Origin of the sequence: Myxococcus sp. CA005, assembly GCF_006518205.1 — a bacterium.
Taxonomy (GTDB): Bacteria; Myxococcota; Myxococcia; order Myxococcales; family Myxococcaceae; genus Myxococcus; species Myxococcus xanthus.
The window spans coordinates 17,297-34,882 of the sequence record NZ_SRLV01000002.1; the positions used below are offsets into that span (position 1 = coordinate 17,297).

General features: G+C 71.3%; 15 protein-coding genes. 7 read left to right on the forward strand and 8 right to left on the reverse strand.

The features are described from left to right. Nucleotides 1-119: 119 nt before the first annotated feature. The 4 genes from FMQ63_RS00985 to map form a co-directional block, all read right to left on the reverse strand. Nucleotides 120-1,865 (reverse strand): hypothetical protein, encoded by a 1,746-nt coding sequence (locus FMQ63_RS00985; RefSeq protein ID WP_011556636.1) that lies wholly within the window; start codon nucleotides 1,863-1,865, stop codon nucleotides 120-122. After that, nucleotides 1,862-2,464: a hypothetical protein gene (locus FMQ63_RS00990; RefSeq protein WP_011556637.1), complete on the reverse strand. Its 603-nt coding sequence runs from the start codon at nucleotides 2,462-2,464 to the stop codon at nucleotides 1,862-1,864. The genes FMQ63_RS00985 and FMQ63_RS00990 overlap by 4 nt, the downstream gene beginning before the upstream one ends. Nucleotides 2,465-2,598: 134 nt before the next feature. After that, a complete protein-coding gene (locus tag FMQ63_RS00995; protein ID WP_216608392.1) occupies nucleotides 2,599-3,255 on the reverse strand; it encodes a DUF2231 domain-containing protein in 657 nt (218 codons plus the stop codon). A 95-nt stretch (nucleotides 3,256-3,350) separates the two neighbouring features. Continuing rightward, nucleotides 3,351-4,133 carry a type I methionyl aminopeptidase gene (map, locus tag FMQ63_RS01000; RefSeq protein WP_011556639.1) on the reverse strand — a complete coding sequence of 261 codons (783 nt, stop codon included), beginning with the start codon at nucleotides 4,131-4,133 and terminating at the stop codon, nucleotides 3,351-3,353. Between the two features lie 77 nt (nucleotides 4,134-4,210). On the opposite strand from map, the gene FMQ63_RS01005 reads away from it, so the two are divergent. Both FMQ63_RS01005 and FMQ63_RS01010 read left to right on the forward strand, forming a co-directional pair. Further along, nucleotides 4,211-4,489, forward strand: coding sequence for a LysR family transcriptional regulator (locus tag FMQ63_RS01005; protein ID WP_026113869.1), 279 nt, complete (start codon nucleotides 4,211-4,213; stop codon nucleotides 4,487-4,489). Next, nucleotides 4,486-6,771: a TonB-dependent receptor gene (locus FMQ63_RS01010; protein ID WP_011556641.1), complete on the forward strand. Its 2,286-nt coding sequence runs from the start codon at nucleotides 4,486-4,488 to the stop codon at nucleotides 6,769-6,771. The genes FMQ63_RS01005 and FMQ63_RS01010 overlap by 4 nt, the downstream gene beginning before the upstream one ends. A gap of 3 nt (nucleotides 6,772-6,774) precedes the next feature. On the opposite strand, the gene FMQ63_RS01015 is transcribed toward FMQ63_RS01010, so the two are convergent. From FMQ63_RS01015 to FMQ63_RS01025, 3 genes are all read right to left on the reverse strand, one after another. Further along, on the reverse strand, nucleotides 6,775-8,763 hold the full coding sequence (locus tag FMQ63_RS01015) for an ATP-dependent DNA helicase (protein WP_011556642.1): 1,989 nt from the start codon (nucleotides 8,761-8,763) through the stop codon (nucleotides 6,775-6,777). 163 nt (nucleotides 8,764-8,926) lie between these two features. Next, nucleotides 8,927-9,682, reverse strand: a complete 756-nt coding sequence (locus FMQ63_RS01020) for a hypothetical protein (protein ID WP_020478210.1) — start codon at nucleotides 9,680-9,682, stop codon at nucleotides 8,927-8,929. After that, nucleotides 9,679-10,677, reverse strand: coding sequence for a site-2 protease family protein (locus tag FMQ63_RS01025; RefSeq protein ID WP_171452190.1), 999 nt, complete (start codon nucleotides 10,675-10,677; stop codon nucleotides 9,679-9,681). The genes FMQ63_RS01020 and FMQ63_RS01025 overlap by 4 nt, the downstream gene beginning before the upstream one ends. 211 nt (nucleotides 10,678-10,888) lie before the next feature. On the opposite strand from FMQ63_RS01025, the gene FMQ63_RS01030 reads away from it, so the two are divergent. From FMQ63_RS01030 to FMQ63_RS01040, 3 genes are all read left to right on the forward strand, one after another. Next, nucleotides 10,889-11,236 carry a hypothetical protein gene (locus FMQ63_RS01030; protein ID WP_011556645.1) on the forward strand — a complete coding sequence of 116 codons (348 nt, stop codon included), beginning with the start codon at nucleotides 10,889-10,891 and terminating at the stop codon, nucleotides 11,234-11,236. Nucleotides 11,237-11,314: 78 nt separating this feature from the next. Then, entirely contained in the window at nucleotides 11,315-12,118 is an 804-nt protein-coding gene (locus tag FMQ63_RS01035; RefSeq protein ID WP_011556646.1) for a hypothetical protein, read from the forward strand. Nucleotides 12,119-12,164: 46 nt separating this feature from the next. Next, complete coding sequence (locus tag FMQ63_RS01040) at nucleotides 12,165-12,881, forward strand: HAD family hydrolase (protein WP_011556647.1); 717 nt, start codon at nucleotides 12,165-12,167, stop codon at nucleotides 12,879-12,881. A 55-nt stretch (nucleotides 12,882-12,936) separates the two neighbouring features. On the opposite strand, the gene FMQ63_RS01045 is transcribed toward FMQ63_RS01040, so the two are convergent. Then, a complete protein-coding gene (locus FMQ63_RS01045; protein WP_011556648.1) occupies nucleotides 12,937-13,413 on the reverse strand; it encodes a hypothetical protein in 477 nt (158 codons plus the stop codon). 338 nt (nucleotides 13,414-13,751) lie between these two features. Between FMQ63_RS01045 and FMQ63_RS01050 the strand changes: the two genes are divergently transcribed. After that, entirely contained in the window at nucleotides 13,752-14,657 is a 906-nt protein-coding gene (locus FMQ63_RS01050; RefSeq protein WP_225910002.1) for a lipid kinase, read from the forward strand. A gap of 79 nt (nucleotides 14,658-14,736) precedes the next feature. Further along, nucleotides 14,737-17,586 carry a carboxypeptidase regulatory-like domain-containing protein gene (locus tag FMQ63_RS01055; protein ID WP_011556650.1) on the forward strand — a complete coding sequence of 950 codons (2,850 nt, stop codon included), beginning with the start codon at nucleotides 14,737-14,739 and terminating at the stop codon, nucleotides 17,584-17,586.

A 17,586-nucleotide genomic window follows, 5' to 3' on the forward strand; every position in this document is an offset into this window, starting at 1 on the left:
GTCGGGGACCGGCTCGGAGCACTTCATCTGGCAGCCCATCAGGCCCGTCAGGAGGAGCCCAGCGGCCCCACGCGTCCATCTCGCCGGGGCGCGACAACGTCCCGGACGAGGGCGCAGGCTCATGGGCACTCAGCGTACAGCGTCGTGCCGTCGGTCGACACGAAGAAGTCCTGCCCCTCCACCTGCCCCCGCGCCCGCAGCCGCTCCCGCGTGCGCTCCACCTTCAGGCGACGCGCCGCGACGGGTGGCTCCGCGTGGGGCACGCGCGGCTGGAACCGCACCGGCCCTCCCTTGTCGTCCAGAGCGTACTTCGCCAGCAGCACGCGGTGAGTGCCGTCGTCCGCGTCGCCGTCGTCCAGGAAGTCCAGCTCCACGGCACCCCACTCATTCACATCGCAGTCGCACGAGCCGCACCCAGGGAAGCCGCATCCCAAGAAGCCGTTCCGGCAGGAGACACACTTGCTCTTGGGGGACGCGCTACACGCCGCGCACGCATTACCTCCAAACGAGTACGTGTGCGAGCCCGGCGAGCCCACGCCGAGCATCTGGTAGCGGTAGTTCATCACGCTGGCGTGCACCACGCTGGTCTGCCCCGCCACGTCGTTGCCGTTGTGGCCCAGCGCCAGGTTGTGGCCCAGCTCGTGGATGAAGGTGCCACGCTGTTCCTGGATGCTCGGGCTGCTCCAGCAGCCCAGGCTGATGATGAGGTCATTGCCCAGCACCTCCGCCTTGCCGGATGAGCACGACGTGCTGCTGCCCTGCCGGTAGGCCCACACCGCGTAGTGGAAGTAGGGCCGCCGCTCCGGGTACCCGATGGAGAACCCGCCCTGCTTCAACGAATAGAAGTCCACGCCGCCGCTGCACGCGCCGAAGCACACCACTTCATGCCAGGGCAGCGCGCTGTCGACGAAGGCATGCAGCCGCACGCCCGCGTCCCGCGCGAACACCGCCGCCGCGTCCGCCACCAGCCCGGCATAGGGCTTCCGCGTGAGATAGGGATTGGTGGGGTGCTCCATCCAATCCACCTCCACGTAGAGGTCCTTCACCGTGGGGCTGCCCCACTCGGAGAAGGAGAAGCCGTCATTGCCGAACAACTCCAGCGTGTCCGGTATCCCATCTCCGTCCGAGTCCTTCGAGTCCGGGTTCATCCCCACCAGCGGCTCCAGGGCATTGGAGATGCCGTCTTCATCCTCGTCGTTGTCGCTGAAGATGGTGGACCACAGCGCGTCGTCGTGGACGAAGCTGGCCGTGCCCGTGCTCCCGGGAAAGCGGCCCACCACCACGCGCTGGGCGCCCGCGTTCTGTGTGCTCGCCGCGACGACCAGCGGGTAGGAGCGAGGCCCACTGTCATCGTCGTGTTGCAGGTACTCCGCGTTGGAGCGCAGCAGGAAGACCAGGTGGTCCCCCGCGCCCGGCGTCGTGGACGTGGCCCGAAAGGTGTCCTTCACGTTCCAGGCGAAGCTGAGCGGCACGCCGCCGAAGGGCTGGTTGCTCAGGAGAAGCGCTCCGTTGCGATACAGGCTGGCCGTCCCGCCGCGCCCTTCCGCATAGGCGCGCACCCAGACGCGGTAGAGCCCGGAGTCCGGCGCGGTGAACGTCACGCAGGAACGCGCCTCGCCCGCGCAGTCGTCGCCCATGGCCACCTGGCTCCAGCCACCCCGGTCCCGGAGCACGTGAAGGACGGTGTCCGGCGCGGTGCCCGTCAAATCCCGCGTCTCGAAGGTGTACGTCTGCCCCGCGTCCAGCCACGTGCTCAACCAGATGAAGGTGCCCCAGTCACGAGAGGCCACGTAGTGCGGCCCGGCCAGCACCCACGCGGGCGCCAGCAACACCAGCGCGAGAAGAGTCCTCGGAAGCGTCTTCATCGCGTCTCCTCCGCGCGGAAGAAGGCTTCCTTGAAGGCGTCGTGCTGACGCGACTTTTCCTCTGGCGGAAGCGACCGCCACTTCACCTGCTCCACGGTGAGCGCCTGTTGGTAGCGCGCGTCCACTTCGCCCGCGCGGAGGTCCTCGGTCGAGGGCTCCGGCGGCGTGGCCAGCTTCGCCACCAGGTTCAGCGCCGCCAGATAGCGCCGTTCCTTCTCCATGCGTGCTTCGGGCGTGGCGTCCATGAAGGCGCGCTCCGTGCGCGTCACCAGCACCGCCAGATCGTCCACCGGCTCTTCTTGAAGCAAGGCCCGTTCGTCCGGCGTCAGCGGAACCAGCGCGCGCGCAGCGAACTGCTCCCATTCCGGCGCTTCGTCGCGAAGGCTCGCCACCTGCACCGCGCGGCCGGTGTCATCCTTCGCGGGTTCGACGTGGAAGCGCGGCTCGGCGGCGACCTTGGGTGGAGCCGCGGGCGTCCGGGCGACTTCGCGCGGTGCCCCTTGATTGCCGAGCGCCCACCGGGGGGCCAGCAACGAAGCACTCGCTCCGACCAGCATGATGCCCAGCACTACCGCTGCGACTTCCCCTCGTGTGCGCATGCGTCGTCCCCCACTCGCTGGCGCGGAGCTCTAGCGCCATTTGCCGGGGACGGCAAACCCACCCCGCAGCAGTCAGTGCGGGGGTATCCACGTCACGCCGAAGTGTCATGACGTGGACGCCGGAAGGGCGGGCACTACGCCTGAGGCATGGGACGGCCCGGGCCGTGGAACACGGCGACGGGCGAGGGCAACCTGAGCGACTCGTCCTCAGGCGCCGTGCCCGCGGCGCCCTTCGCGAGCGGACGCCCACCGGCGAGCACCTCACGCGCACGCGTCACCAGCCACTGCACTCCACGAAGCGCGTCACGCACCAGCAGCAGCGGCGCGTCGCGCGACAGCAACGCGGGGGCGTTCGCATTGCTCATTGAAGCGGGCTGTCCCACGCCCAGTTCGTAGACCATCTTTCCGCCGAGCGCCGCCGTGCCGAGCGCCAGCCCACAGGCGCCCAGCCCCAGCGCCACGGTGGCCGCGGTGGGCTCGCGCCGCAGCCGCCACACCGTCACCCCCAAGGCGCCGAGCAGCACGGAGGCGTTGCCCACGCCATGCAGGAACGTCATGTCCCGGGCACGCGGCGTCTCCAGCCGGACCTCCTGGCTCGCCGCCAGTCCCGACACGCCCGCGAGCAGGCCGCCAATGGAGCCCACCACCCAGATGCGGCGCGCCACCCGGGCCCAGGCACCTTCGCCTGTCGTCACTGAGATGAGGTCCGCCACCGCCGCCGTGGGAAGCAAGGCCAGTGGCATGTGCACCAGTGCCGGGTGCAGTTCGTACAACAGCATTTCCTTCTTCATCGCGCGGCCTCCTGCCCTCGTCCTCCAAGGGTAGGCACCCCGAGGACCCATGGCAGGCACGGCTGCCTGCCCGCCCTCCCAGGGCGGGGAATCGTTCAGCAGGCGATTTCGAGCGAGAGGGCGAGCTCGGGCTGGGTGAGCACCTCGCAGCCGTCAGGGGTCACCAGGATGGTGTGCTCGAACTGCGCGGACAGGCTGCCGTCCTCCGTCACCACCGTCCAACCATCGGCCAGCATGCGAATGTCCGGCCGTCCCAGGTTCACCATGGGCTCCACGGTGAGGACCATGCCCGAGCGAAGCTTGATGCCCGAGCCTCGCTTGCCGGTATGGGGAACGGTGGGCGGCCCATGCATCTGGTGGCCGATGCCATGCCCGCCGAACTCCTCCACCACGCTACAGCCCTCCTTCTTCGCCAGTTCCTCGATGGCAGCGCCGATGTCCCCCAGCCGCGCGCCATGGCGAACGACGGCGATGCCCGCGTCACGGCACCGGCGCGCCACGTCCACGATGCGACGAGCGTCTTCGGACACCTCGCCAATGAGGAAGGTCGCGGAGGTGTCCCCGTGGAAGCCGTCCAGGCACGTCGTCACGTCCACGTTGATGATGTCCCCACGGACCAGTTGCTCGCCTTCGTTCGGGATGCCGTGACAGACGATGTGGTTGCGGCTGGTACAGACGGTGGCCGGGTAGCCCTTGAACCCCAGTTGGCTGGGCTTGCCACCCCGGCGCGCCGTGTCCTCGCGAACCCACTGGTCGATGTCCGCCGTGGTGACACCGGGGGTCAGCTTCGAGGCAACGAAAGCCAGCGTACCGGCGGCGGCCTGACTCGCTCGGCGCAGACGTTCGACGTCCGTGCCCTTGAACAAGGGAATGCTCATGGCCGGCAAGGTGAGGGTCCAGGGTGCCTGGCGTCCAATGCTGTTTCGGTATGGCCGACAGCGCTAGAGTGGCGGACGTGAGCCTTACGCACATCCAGTCCTTCGTCGCCGTTGCCGAGGAGTGCAACGTGGGCCGGGCCGCGCGCCGCCTGCACCTGACGCAGCCGCCGCTCAGCCGTCACATCCAGGCGCTCGAGGACGAACTCGGAGCGCGCCTCTTCGAGCGAACCCGGGCTGGCATGCGCCTGCTCCCCGCGGGCGAAGCCTTCCTGCGGCACGCGCGTCGCATCCTCGCGGAAGTGGACGCCGCCGTGCTCACCGTGCGGGACGTAGCGGGCAACCGCGCCGGCGGATGACGCAGCCGGGCTTGGTGCGTGCGTTCAGCATCGGACGGACAGTCGCCACCTTCGGCGGCGTCATCCGCCCGACGACCTGGAACCGGGGCGTCGGGCTGCTAGAGCGAGCATCGATGCCCGACCTCCTCGTGACTCATCGGAGTCCTCACGTGCGCCGCATCCGGGTGCTCGCGCCCCTGCTCTGGGCCCTCGCCTCCTCCACGGTGATGGCGGCGCCGGCTCCTGAGACCCAGGAGGTTCCCGACACGAACGGGCAGCCGCCGACGGATGCGCCCACGCGGGAGCGGACGAAGGCAGAGGACGCTGGGCGGACCGTCGTCACGGGCTCGCGGCGTCCCCGGCCCGCGAGGGACGTGCCCGCCACCACCACGGTCCTCCCCCGTCCGGAAATCGACCGGAGCCCCACGCTGACGCAGGACTCGCTGGTCCGCACCGTGCCCTCCGCCGCCACCTTCCGCCGCACGCCCAGCCTCGTCTCCGACCCGACGGCGCAGGGACTCAACCTGCGCGGGCTCGCGCCTTCGGGCGTGGCGCGCAGCCTCGTGTTGCTCGACGGCATTCCCGTCAACGACCCGTTCGGTGGCTGGATTTTCTGGCGCTCGCTGCCACGGCTCGGGCTCGAGCGCATCGAGGTCGTCCCCAGCGGAGGCTCCGCCCTCTACGGCAGCGGCGCGCTCGGCGGCGTCGTACAGCTCGTGTCGCGCGACATCACCGGAACGCAGCTCGACGCGGATGCCACCTATGGCAACGCGCATACGGGCATGCTCGCGGCACGCGGGGCGGAGATGTGGGGGCCCGTCCGCGCCTCGCTGGAGGCAGAGCTGCTCGACAGCGACGGCTACTCCATCGTCAGTGCCGCCCAGCGCGGCGCCATCGACGCGGACACGCCCAGCAGCCACGCCGTCCTCAACGGGCGCGTCGAAGCGGATGCCACCGATTCGCTCACCCTCTCCGCCCGCGCCGGTCTCTTCCGCGAGGACCAGAACGGCGGCACCCGGCTCACCACCGCGCGCGTGGAGCTGGCGCACTTCGGCGCGGGCGCACGGCTGCGCACCGCGCACGGCGGCACATTCACGCTGGACCTCTTCGGCCGCGTGCAACGCTTCGAACAGGACCGCGCGCGCATCACCCAGGACCGCTCCTCCGAGGCGCTGGCCGCCAGCCAGGATGTGCCCGCCAACGACCAGGGCGCGTCCCTCATCTGGACCGGCCCGTCCTGGACAGCCCTGGGCACGCACGTCCTCACCGCCGGCCTGGATGTGCGCCGCATGGCGGGCACGTCCCGGGAGCAGCTCTTCCCGCCCTCGCCCTCGGAGACCTCCCTTCGCCTGCGCGACACCGGAGGCACCCAACTGTCCGGCGGTGTCTTCATCGAGGACCTCTACACGCCCTCGCCCGTCCTGGAGCTCAGCGCCGCGCTCCGGATGGACGTGTGGCGCAACCAGAACGGTGAGCAGCGCCTGGAGCGCGCCAACGGCGCGGTGGACACGACGCGCTTCGACGACCGCACCGAGCAGCAGCTCAGCCCCCGTCTGGGCCTGAGAGTGCGTCCGCTGGAGGGGCTCACCCTGCGCGCCTCCGCCTACCGTGCGTTCCGCGCCCCCACCCTCAACGAGCTGTACCGCCCCTTCCAGGTGGGCACCATCCTCACCGCCGCCAACGCCCACCTGGGCGCGGAGCGACTGTGGGGCGCCGAGGCCGGCGTGGAAGCCGAGTCCTCCTCGCTGGGCCTCACCACGCGCGTGACGGGCTTCTGGAACGTGCTCGACGACCCCATCACCAACGTCACGTTGGAGCAGCCGCTTCCGGATGGCTCCACGCGCCAGCGGGAGAACCTGGGACAGGCGCGGGTGCGCGGCGTGGAGGCGAGCGTGGACTGGAAGCTGGCACGCCAGTGGACGGCGCTGCTCGCGTACACCTTCGTGGACCCTGTCGTGACGCGCTCGCCCGGGCAGCCCGGGCTGGTGGGCAAGCAGCTCGCCCAGGACCCACGACACCGGGGCACCGCCATCCTCACCTTCCACGACCCCGACATCGTGACGGCCACGGTGCAGCTTCGCGTGACGGGCGCGCAGTTCGAGGACGACCTCAACGAGCGCCCCATGGGTGGCTACGCCGTGGTGGACGTGTCCGCCAGCCGCCGCCTCTTCTGGAAGCTGCACGTCTTCGGCGCGGTGGAGAACCTCTTCGACCGCGAGTACCTCGCGGGCCGCGCCGGAGTGGACACGTTGGGCCCGCCCCTGCTGGCGCGCATCGGCCTGCGGCTGCGCGACGCGCCCTGAGGCTCAGCGGATGGTGCGCACCGGCCGCACCGGGCCGTTGAACCAACGGCTCAGCGACACCACGTCCTCCATGCGGCGCGCGGGCGGGAGGCTGTCGAGGAAGACACGGCCATACGCCTTCGTCACGATTCGCCGGTCCAGCATCGCGACGATGCCCCGGTCCGACTGCGTGCGGATGAGCCGGCCGAAGCCCTGCCGCAGCGCCAGCGCCGCGTGCGGGAGCTGGTACTGCTCGAAGGGCTCCTCGCCTCGCTGCTGGAGCTGATTGATGCGCGCGGCCACCAGCGGGTCTCCTGGCGACGCGAAGGGCAGCCGGTCGATGATGACCAGGCTCAGCGCGTCGCCCGGCACGTCGACGCCCTCCCAGAAGCTGTGCGCCGCGAAGAGGACGCTCGGCGTCTCGCGGAAGGCCTCCAGCAGTTGCTGCTTGGGGCGCTCGCCTTGCAGCAGCGACTGATAGGGCAAACGGGGCGCCACCAGCTCATAGGCCCGCACCATGTTGCGCAGGGACGTGAAGAGCACGAAGGCGCGCCCACCCGTGACTTCGCAGAGGCGTTCAATCTCCTCCGCCGCCTCCTCGATGAAGCCCGGCGCGGACGGGTCCGGCAGGTGCGTGGGCAGGTACAGCGCCGCCTGCGACGGGTAGTCGAAGGGGCTGGGCACCGCCAGCGTCCGCACGCGCGTCACCGGCTGGCCGTCCTCGCCGTACAGGCCCATGCGGTTGGCGAAGAAGTCGAAGCGGCTGTCGGCCGCCAGCGTCGCGGACGTGTACACCACCGTGTCCAGCGCGCCGTACATCCGCTCGCGCAGCTCCTTCGCCACGTCGATGGGGCTGGCGCGCAGGAAGAGGCCCTTGCCCCGCTGCTCCGCCCAGTAGACGTGGTCCGAGGACTCGGCCTTCTCCAGGAAGGAGAGCTGCTCCTCCATCTCGTCCGAGCGGCGGGTGATGGCGGCCAGCTCCGGTTCGCGCTCGCCCACCGTGAAGGCGGACAACGCGGCCAGCGCGTCCCGCACGCCCTCCAGCGGCGTGGACAGCTTCGCCATGACCTCCGCGCGCAGCGCCACGGAGGCCTCGTGGCCGGACAGCCCCAGCGCCCGGGGCGCCTGCGCGAAGAGCGCATCCGCCCCCGCGCGCAACCGGGCCGCCAGCGCGCGCAGCATGGCGTGGCGGGCGTCGTCCTCCTTCAGCGACGCCACCGCGTCCCGCGCCAACTCCTCCAGCCGGTAGTTGGACACGCTGCAACCGAAGTGGCCGCTGGCCGCGTCTTCCAGCGCATGGGCCTCGTCGAAGATGACGGCCTCGTACCAGGGCAGCACGCCCTCGGTGCGCTTGCCGGAGCTGCGCAGCGCCAGGTCCGCGAAGAAGAGGTGGTGATTGACCACCAGCAGGTCCGCCTGCTCCGCGCGCTTGCGCATGCGCGTGACGAAGCACGTCTCGTACTGCGGGCACCTGGTGCCCACGCACGTCTCGGACGTGGTGGACAGGCGCGACCAGGCGCTGAAGGACTCGGGCAGGTCCAGCTCGCTGCGGTCGCCGGTGTCCGTCTCCTCCGCCCACGCCTTCAACTTGGGCCAGTAGCGCGACTCCTCGCGCGAGCCGAACTGCGGCGCCTTGGAGAAGGCGTCATACCGGTGCAGGCAGAGGTAGTTGCTGCGGCCCTTGAGGTACGCGGCCTCGAAGCGCAGGCCCATCTTCTCCCGCATCAGCGGCAGGTCCTTGAAGAAGATCTGGTCCTGCAAAGTCTTGGTGGCCGTGGACACGACCACCCGGCGTCCCGACAGCAGCGCGGGCACCAGGTAGGCAAGCGTCTTGCCCGTGCCGGTCCCCGCCTCGGCCAGCAGGTAGCTGTGCTCGGCGAAGGCCCGCTCCACGGCGCGCGCCATCTGAAGCTGCTCTGGGCGGTGCTCGTACGCGGGCAGCGCAACCTCGAGCGCGCCTCCCGGACCGAGCAGGCTGTCGACGGACGGAGGGGTGGAGACGGAGAGCGACATCGGCACCGAGGGGGAGACGGGAAGCGGCCGGACAAAATAGCAGCGACCGCCGTTTCAAGCGCGTTTCCGGCCGCGGTCGCGCCGCCTGGCCCGGGGGGCCGCCTGCTCCTCCGCCAGCGAGCCGCACCGCCCTCGGCGGCACGGCGCCCGGACAGCCCAGCCCTCAGTACCCCGCGCTCAGCGTGCGCAGGTGCTGGAAGACGAGCACGGCCAGCACCAGCACCACGATGAAGCCCACACCCACCGCCACCGTCTTCAGGCGTCGGAAGACGTTGGGGGTTCCGGCGGGCTCCACCGATGATGGCACCACCAGGGTGGCCCTGCGCACCACCTCATCACGGCCCCGCCGGGCGACGGCATCGTCGGGCGCGCGCGCCAGGCGAATCCGATACAGCCGCCCCACCATGGCCAGCTCGCCCCGCCCCACCGCCAGCGTCATCAGCCGGTCATGGGCGTCCCAGTCCTCCCAGCGCGCCGCCAGCTTGCGCCACGCGTCCGCCAGCACGTCCGACAGGGGGTGCTCCTCGGGCTGGTAGTTGACGTAGACGAGCCCGCACTGCGGACAGGACAGGGCCTCCTCGCGCCGAGGCGCCACGCACTTGGGACAGACGCCAGGGGGTGGCTCGAAGAGCGCGTCGTCCGTCAGCGGCGCCGACTCCGAACGCACCACCCGCAGGGCCGGCGTCACTGGCGCGGAAGCGCTCCAACTGTCGGAGGGCGGCGCCACCGGCACCAACGGCGCTGGCGCCGCCCCTGCGGCGAGGACAGCCGGCACCTCCGTTCGCGGCGCGGTGGTGGCCGGCGGGCCCACGCGGCTGTCCGCGCCACAGCGGCCACACGTCACCACGAGTCCCCCGGCCTCCGTCCGGTAGGTCTCCAGCGGCACGAGCCGCTCGCACGCGTCACACTGGAACTTCATGTCATCACCTGGCGCAGGGGAATGGGCATGGCGCAGCCGATGAGTGCCAGCAGGCACAGCGCGCAGATCCACTTCCGCAGTGGACTGAGCGGTTCCTGGGGTTCCACCACCTCGGGATGGCCGAAGCCTACCAGCTTGCTCGTCACCAGGAGCCACAAGCCCCAGGACGCGGTGACGAAAAGGGTGAGAACCAACAGCACCAACGCCACCGCGCGGCCCACCCAGTGCGCGCGCCGGCCCCACAGCGCATAGGCCAGGTGCCCGCCGTCGAGCTGCCCCACGGGCATCAGGTTCAGCAGCGTGACGAGCAGCCCGAACCAGCCAGCGATGACCACCGGATGGACCAGGATGTCCTTGCCCTCCGGAAGCGGCCCCAAGGCCAGGCGCGTCAGGCCCTGCATCAACAGGCTGTCGCCGAAGAGCGTCTGCACGCCGTTGAAAGGCGTCTCCGGCGCGGGCGGCGCGTTGGTGACGCGGTCCATCACCCAAGTGAAGACGTCCCGGCCAATGACCCACAGCGAGCCGTCCCCCGGGAAGAGGGTGGACGGGATGTCCGGCGCATCCACCACGGTGGAGTGAGCCAACCCCCAGAAGAGGATGGGCAGGGCCACCACCAACCCCGCGAGCGGTCCCGCCGCGCCAATGTCCACCAGGGCGTTGCGGTTCGGGATGCGGTCGCGAATGCGGATGACGGCGCCCAGCGTGCCCACGCCGAGCACCGGCAGCGGGATGAAATATGGCAGGGATGTTTCAACCCGGTGCCAGCGCGCCAACACGTAGTGCCCCATCTCGTGGGTCCCCAGGATGGCCAGCAGCGACAGGCTGAAGGCCAGCGCGCGGAAGGCCGCTTCGGGGGACACCTCTCCCAGTGAGTAGGGCCGCTGGAAATGGAAGTAGAGCAGATACGAGGTGAAGGTGGTCCCTACCGTCAGCACCAGGAGCAACAGGTGCACCCAGTAACGCGGCGCGGGGCGGGCAGCAGAGACGGTGTCCATGAAGGGAGCCTCGAGGTTGGCTAGCAAGAGGAGATGTGCATTGCAACGCGCAGCCGCCCAACCGGAGCGATACCAAGTGTCTCGGACGGACCTTGACATGGAGTCGACATCTGCTACGACCCCGCCCGCTTGAAGGTCTCAAGACAACGGCCGGTTGCTCTCCAAGGCGTCCGGCCGCCACACAAGCATCCAATTCAAGAGGGGAAAGAACATGAAGAAGCTCGTCCTGTCCGCCGTTGCCGCCAGCAGCATGGTTGCCTGCACCAGCGTTGAGAGCGCCGTTGTCTCCGGCACGGAGATCGCCTCCAACGGTGAGGCCGTGGCCGTTGTTCAGGCCAACGCCCTGGGCCTGACCGCCATCTTCCACATCGTCGACATCGTGCAGAGCGACCTCGACACCGTCATCAACAAGCTGCTCATCGCCGAGGCCAAGGCCATGGGCGCCTCCAAGGTGGAGCTGCTGACCGCGGGCACCACCGCGCGTCACGGCATCTACGCCCTGACCGGCACCATCATCGGCGTGACCAGCTCCAGCGCCGTGGGCGTGGCGGTCAAGTAGTCCACACCGCGCAAGCCGCGCGGTTCATGCGGAAGGCCCCCTGGCGACAGGCGGGCCTTCTTGCTTTTGTGCCCTCCCATGCGTGAACGCCTCCTCCTGTTGTGTGCCCTGACGGCCCTCACCGGCTGCCCCAAGAAGGGCGGCGATGACGCGGCCATGCTGCTGCCCGAAGTCAAAGCCGGGCTCGCCACCCGCGAAGCGAAGCTGAAGAGCTACCGCATCGCAGGCACCGTGCAGGACGCGGGGCTGGAGCCGGTGACGTTCACCTTCGAATACCGCGCGCCACAGCGCCTGCGTGGCACGCTGGGCCCGCCCGCCTCGCGCACCTTCGCGTGGGACGGCGCGCACTTCTTCCAGCAGTTCGATGGGGAGAAGCGCTTCGCAACCTTCACCTCGGAGCTGCCGCCCGCGAAGCTCGCCGGCTTCCTGTCGGAGACGTTCCACCCCTTCATGCCGGAGGGCTTCCGGACGCCGCTCTTGCTGAGCCATGCGACGGTCCGCCGCGCCACGCACCCGCTGGCGCCGCAGGCGGTGGAGCTGGTGCAGAAGCTGGACGGTGACGCCGCGGGACTGGAGATGGTCTACGTGCTGCGCTGGCCCCAGCTGGACTTCCTGGGCCGGCGCACCGTCTCACCGGACGGCGCCGCGGCCGAGGAGCGCGTGGAGGAGGAGCACTGTGACGCGGCCTTGTCGCTGTGCGTGCCCAAGCGCCTTGGCCGGTGGCAGGGAGGCAAGCGCGTAGGTGAGACGGTGCTCACGCGCGTGGAGCTGAACGCGGCCCTGCCCAACGACGGCTTCACCCTCACCGCCCCCGAAGGCTACGACGTACAGACGCGGACACTGGTGGAGTCCACCCCCGCCACCCAGCCCACGGACGGTTGACCGCCACCCTCGGCATCCCCACCTTCGGGGCCGAGGGACAAGGCACATGGTGGAAAACGTCATCTTCGACGTGGATGGAACCCTGGTGGATTCGGTGGACGAGCACGCCGAGGCATGGCGGCGCGCCTTCCTTCACTTCGGCCGGGACATCCCGTTCGCGCACGTGCGCAGCCAGATTGGCAAGGGCGCCGACCAGCTCATCCCCGTCTTCTTCAATGACGAGGAAGTGGAGCGCTTCGGCAAGGAGCTGGACGAATACCGCGGCAAGCTGTTCCTGGACGAGTTCCTGCCGAAGGTGCGTCCCTTCCCCCGCGTACGGGAGCTCTTCCAGCGGCTGCGCGCGGGCGGCATCCGCATCGTGCTGGCCTCCAGCGCGAAAGAGCAGGAGCTGAAGCACTACGTGAAGCTGTGCGGCATCGAAGGCCTGTTCGAGACGAAGACAAGCGCGGACGAGGTGGACAAGAGCAAGCCCCACCCGGACATCTTCGAGGCCGCCCTGGCGCGGCTGGGCAAGCCCTCTCCGGACGTGACGGTCGTCGTGGGCGACACGCCCTATGACGCGCTCGCCGCCAACAAGTCGAGCCTGCCCTCCGTGGGCGTGCTCGCGGGCGGCTTCCCTCCGGATGACCTGCGCGCCGCGGGCTGCCGCACGCTGGTGAAGGACCCGGCGGCGCTGCTCGCGCGCTACGAGGCGTCCCGGCGCGAATGGCCCTGGAACGAGTCCGGCACCAGCCAGGTGGCCAAGGACGACGAGCGGCGCTGAAGCCGCGCCCCCGCCCTTCCCCACCCCACGAGAGGGATGGGGAAGCGGCCGCGTGCTAGGTACGGGTGCGTCCGCGCGAGCCGCGGCTGCTGGTTCCGCGACGCGTACCGCTCCGGGACTTGGAAGCAGGCCGCTTCGCGGTGGAGGTGCGACGGGCGGTGGCGCGACGGGCCGAGGTGCCCCGGGCGGCGGTGGACTTGGAACCCGAACGCATGGCTCGAGCAGCGGGCTTGCGCGTGCGGCCGGTGGCGGCGCGGCGACGGGTGCCGGCGCGCTTCGCGGCGGTGGCCTTGCCTCCCTTGCGGCCCGCCTTGCGCGCGTTCTTCCGCGCCAGGGGACGGCTGCGCGCGACCTTGGCCTTGCCGCCCGAGCCGCCCTTCTTCATCCCGCCGCCCGTGAGCTTGTTCACGGTAGCCCAGGCCCGGGACTCGGCCGTCTCGTCGGAGACGCCGCGCTTCTCGTAGCCCTCTTCGATGTGCTCGGCCATCCGCTTCTGCTTCGCCGTGTACTTCGCCTTGCTTCCTCGTGCCATGCGACTTGCTCTCCAGGCCTGACTGACACCTGCATGGGGCCAGCTCCAGCGCAGAGGTGAGCAGTCACCCACCCATCCGGAAGCGCGCAGCCGGATGGACTTGTTCACCCGCCGACGCACGCATGCACGCCCACGTGGCACCCGACATCGGGAATGCACCGAAGCACGGGGCGACTCGCGGCGAGGCTGCGCGCACGACACCACCTCGCGTCCCGCTGGCCGGACGGGCAGTGCGTGCACAAATTGGCGGGCGACACGAAAGAGGAGGCACCCTGGAACCCGCCCTCATCAAGCCCCCATGCAGGCCCGTCCTGAATGACGGCCCCGCGGTGTTGGTGGTGAATACGCGCTCGCGTTCAGGGCGTGAGGCGTTCGAGACCGCCAGGGAAACACTCGTGGCGCGGGGTGTCTCCATCGTCGAATGCCACGCGCTGTCCCGAGCGGATCGGCTGGACGCGGTGGTGGAACGGATGGTGGCACGGGGCACCCGCCGCCTCATCGTGGGAGGAGGCGACGGCACCCTGAGCCGCGCGGTGGTCCGGCTGCTGGGCCGCGACGTGACGCTGGGCGTCCTCCCGCTGGGCACTGGCAACGACTTCGCGCGCTCGCTGGGAATCCCGCCCGACATCGAGGCCGCCTGTGACGTCATCGCCCAGGGCTACACGGCCCGCGTGGACGTGGGCCTGGCCAATGGGCGCCCCTTCCTCAACGCCGCCAGCCTCGGACTGGCCACCGGCATCGCCAAGCGGCTGACGAAGCGGCTGAAGCAGCGCGCGGGCAAGCTGGCCTACCCCGTGGCGGCCGCGGCGGAGATGAAGGACCTGCGCCCCTTCCACATCCGGCTGAAGGCGGATGACCAGGAGCTGGCGCTGGACGTGCTCCAGTTGGTGGTGGGCAACGGCCTCTACCACGGCGCCGGAAACATGGTGGCGCCCGATGCCCGGCTGGATGACCGGCGGCTGGACATCTACGCCATCGCCGCGCCCTCCGCCGCGTCGGGGCACGAAGGCACCGGCCTGGGCCAGCTCCAGGACATCGCCACGTTGATGCGGGTGGCCCTGTCCCTGCGCTCGGGCGAGCACGTGGAGCACCCCGCCGTCACCGCTCTGCGCGCCGCGCGGCTCTACGTGGAGGCCGCCCCCGTCCAGGAGGTGAACGCGGACGGCGAGCTCGTGGGCAAGACGCCCATGCGCTTCGAGGTGGCCCCCGCGGCCCTGCGCGTCTACGCGCCCGCGCCCTCCTGAAGTTTCGGTTCACTGCGAGGCTGGCCTACACTGTGGGCAGCCGCGACGGCGACGGCCGGACGCGGGGGAGGCCGAGCTCGTGCGCCATCGAACCCCCTTCTTGATTGCCTTGTGCCTGGCCATCGCGGCTGTGCTGCTGCTGTGGTTCCGCATGCCCGTCCCCGCGGCCCCCGCCGGCGCGCGCCCGGAGGCCGCGGCCTTGAACGCGCCAGCGCCCGTCACCAACGGCGCACCGTCCCGCGCCAGCACGCCGCCCACCCCGCCGCTGGAGACCGCCCCCGACGCCGAGCTGGGCGCCTTCGTGGTGCGCGTGGTGAACGCCCAGGGGCCCGTGACGGGCGCGCGCGTGCGGGCCTACCTGCGGGTGGGCGCGGACGGCACCGGGGCCACGCCGTGGCGCCGCGCGGGCGAGGGCACCACGGCGGATGGCGGCGTGCTCCGCCTGCCCGCGGCGCCCGGCGACTACCTGCTGTCCGCGCATGCCCCGGACCACGGCCCCGTGCGGCTGGAGGCCACGCGTCCGCTCGGCGAGGCGGAGACGGCCGTCGAGCTGCGCCTGCCCGACGGCGTGACGCTGAGTGGGCGCACCGTGGCGGAGGGGCGAGAGGAGCCGGTGCCGCTCGCCACACTGACGCTGCGGCCCTACCCCGGAACGCCCACGGCCTGGGCGGCCCCCACCGGCTTGCCGGAAGAAGTGGCGGAGACGGCGAGTGACGCCCAGGGTCGCTTCGCCTTCACGCAACTGGCGCCCGGACGCTACGAGCTCACCGCCGAGGCGCCGGGCTTCAGCCGCCGCACCTTGCGCCTGCTCCAGGTGCCGCGGGCCGGTGAAGTCGTCGTGGGGCTCTGGGGCGCGAGCACCCTGGAGGGCTTCGTCGTCGACGCGAAGGGACAGCCCGTCGCGGACGCGGAGGTGGTGGCGGCGGGAGGCACCGCGCCGGTGCGCGTCACCACCGGGGAAGGCGGCGGCTTCGCGCTGGAGGTCAACGCCGGGACGTGGGTCGTGTCCGCCCGCCGTGGGGACCAACTGGGCCGCGTGCCGGGGCCGCTGTCCGTCGCGCCGGGCGAGACGCTGCGCGGGCTCATGGTGACGCTGGGCGCGGCCAGTGGCCTGACGGGCACGGTGTCCACGGTGGAGGGTGCGCCGGTGCGCGGGGCCATCCTGGTGGCGTCTCCCGCGGGCGGCCAGGGCGAGCTGGGCCGGGCGGCGTCCGAGGAAGATGGCGAGTGGCGGATGGACGTCCCTCCCGGCGAGTACGACGTGACGGTGCGCGCGGTGGGAATGACGGGCCGCGTGTTCGAAGCCGTGGTGGTGAACCCGGGCGGCCACACGCCCCTGGACGTGCGGCTGGAACCCGCAACGGCGGCGCTGGAAGGCCTGGTGGTGGACGCGGAGGGACGACCGCTGGGAGGCGCGCAGGTCCGCGCCGAACCGGCGTCCTTCTCTGGCGTGGCGCACACGGCGCTCACCGACGCCGAGGGCGCCTGGAAGCTGGAGGGGCTGGAAGCGAGGCCCACCTCCGTGCGCGCGCGGCGCGAGGGCTCGCAGCGGTGGACGTCCCGCATGGAGACGCTGAAGGCGGGAGTCGTCACCCGCGCGGACTTCACCCTGGCGGACTCCGGCTCCGTGTGGGGACAGGTGACGCGCGCGTCGGGCGGGCCGCTGACCGAGCCCGCGCTGGTCCACGCCGTGCCTCGGGGCGGCTCGGGCACGGCCTCCACGGAGACGGATGCGCAGGGCCAGTTCCAGTTGGAATTGCCCGCGGGCGTCTACCAACTGGTCGCGCTGCTCCACCAGACGCCCGCCATCTACTTCCACATGGAGAGCGACCCGTTCGTGACGGTGCCTTCGGGCGGCGCCGTGCGGCAGGACCTGCTGTTGAAGGAAGACTCCGTGTTGTCCGGCGTCGTGCTGGAGCCCTCCGGGGTGCCCAGCCCGCTGGCCATCGTGGCCGCCATCCAGGGCGGGGACTTCCCCATGACGCGCAAGGAGCGCGCGGACGAGGCGGGCCAGTTCGCCATGCCGCCGCGCCCCCAGGGCGCCCAGCCCCTGGAGCTGGTGGCCCACAACGCGGGGCGCGTGGGGCGGCTGCCCGCCGCGCATGAGGACCAGGCACCGCTCACGGTGCGGCTGGAGCCCGCGGCCACCCTGCGCGGGCGCGTGGTGGCGGGCAGCGGCGCGGCTCCGGATGGCTTCACCCTGGAGCTGCTCGAGGCCAACGGTGAGGCCCTGCCCTGGGCCGGCGCCTGGCCCACCACGCGGCGCTTCGCTGGCAGCACCTTCTTGCTTCCAGACGCGCCCGCCCAGGCGCTGAAGGTGACGGTGCGCACCGAGGACGGCCGCACGGGCGAAGCCCAGGTGACGCTGCGGCCCGGGGGTACCTCGGACGTGGAGGTGCCGCTCACCGGCGGCGTGGCGTCCATCTCCGGCCGCGCGGTGTGGAGCCGGGGGGGAGGCCCTGCGCCAGGGGTGGCGGTGTTCCTCGACAAGGCCGTGGGCGGGCGCTCGGATGCCTTCACCGGGCAGGACGGACGCTTCCGCCTGAGCGACGTGCGCCCGGGCATCCACACCGTGCGGCTGCTACCGCCGGAGGGCCGCGTGGAGACGCGCACCGTGAAGGTGGCGGAGGCGGAGGCCACCGACGTGGGTGACGTCACGGTGTCCCCGCGCCGGGCCACGCCGGGCACGCTGGGCGCGGGCTTCAGTGAGGACCGGGGCCACGTCGCCTTCGCGTGGCTGACGCCGGACGGGCCCGCGGCGCGCGCGGGCGTCAACGTGGGGGACCGGCTGGTGGCGGTGGATGGCCAGGTGGTGCGCGACAGCACGGAGGCGGAGTCCCGCACCCGGGGGGCGCCCGGCACGCCCGTGCGGCTCCACGTCCGGCGCGCGAATGGTGAGCAGGAGGTGCTCGTCACCCGCGCGGAGTGA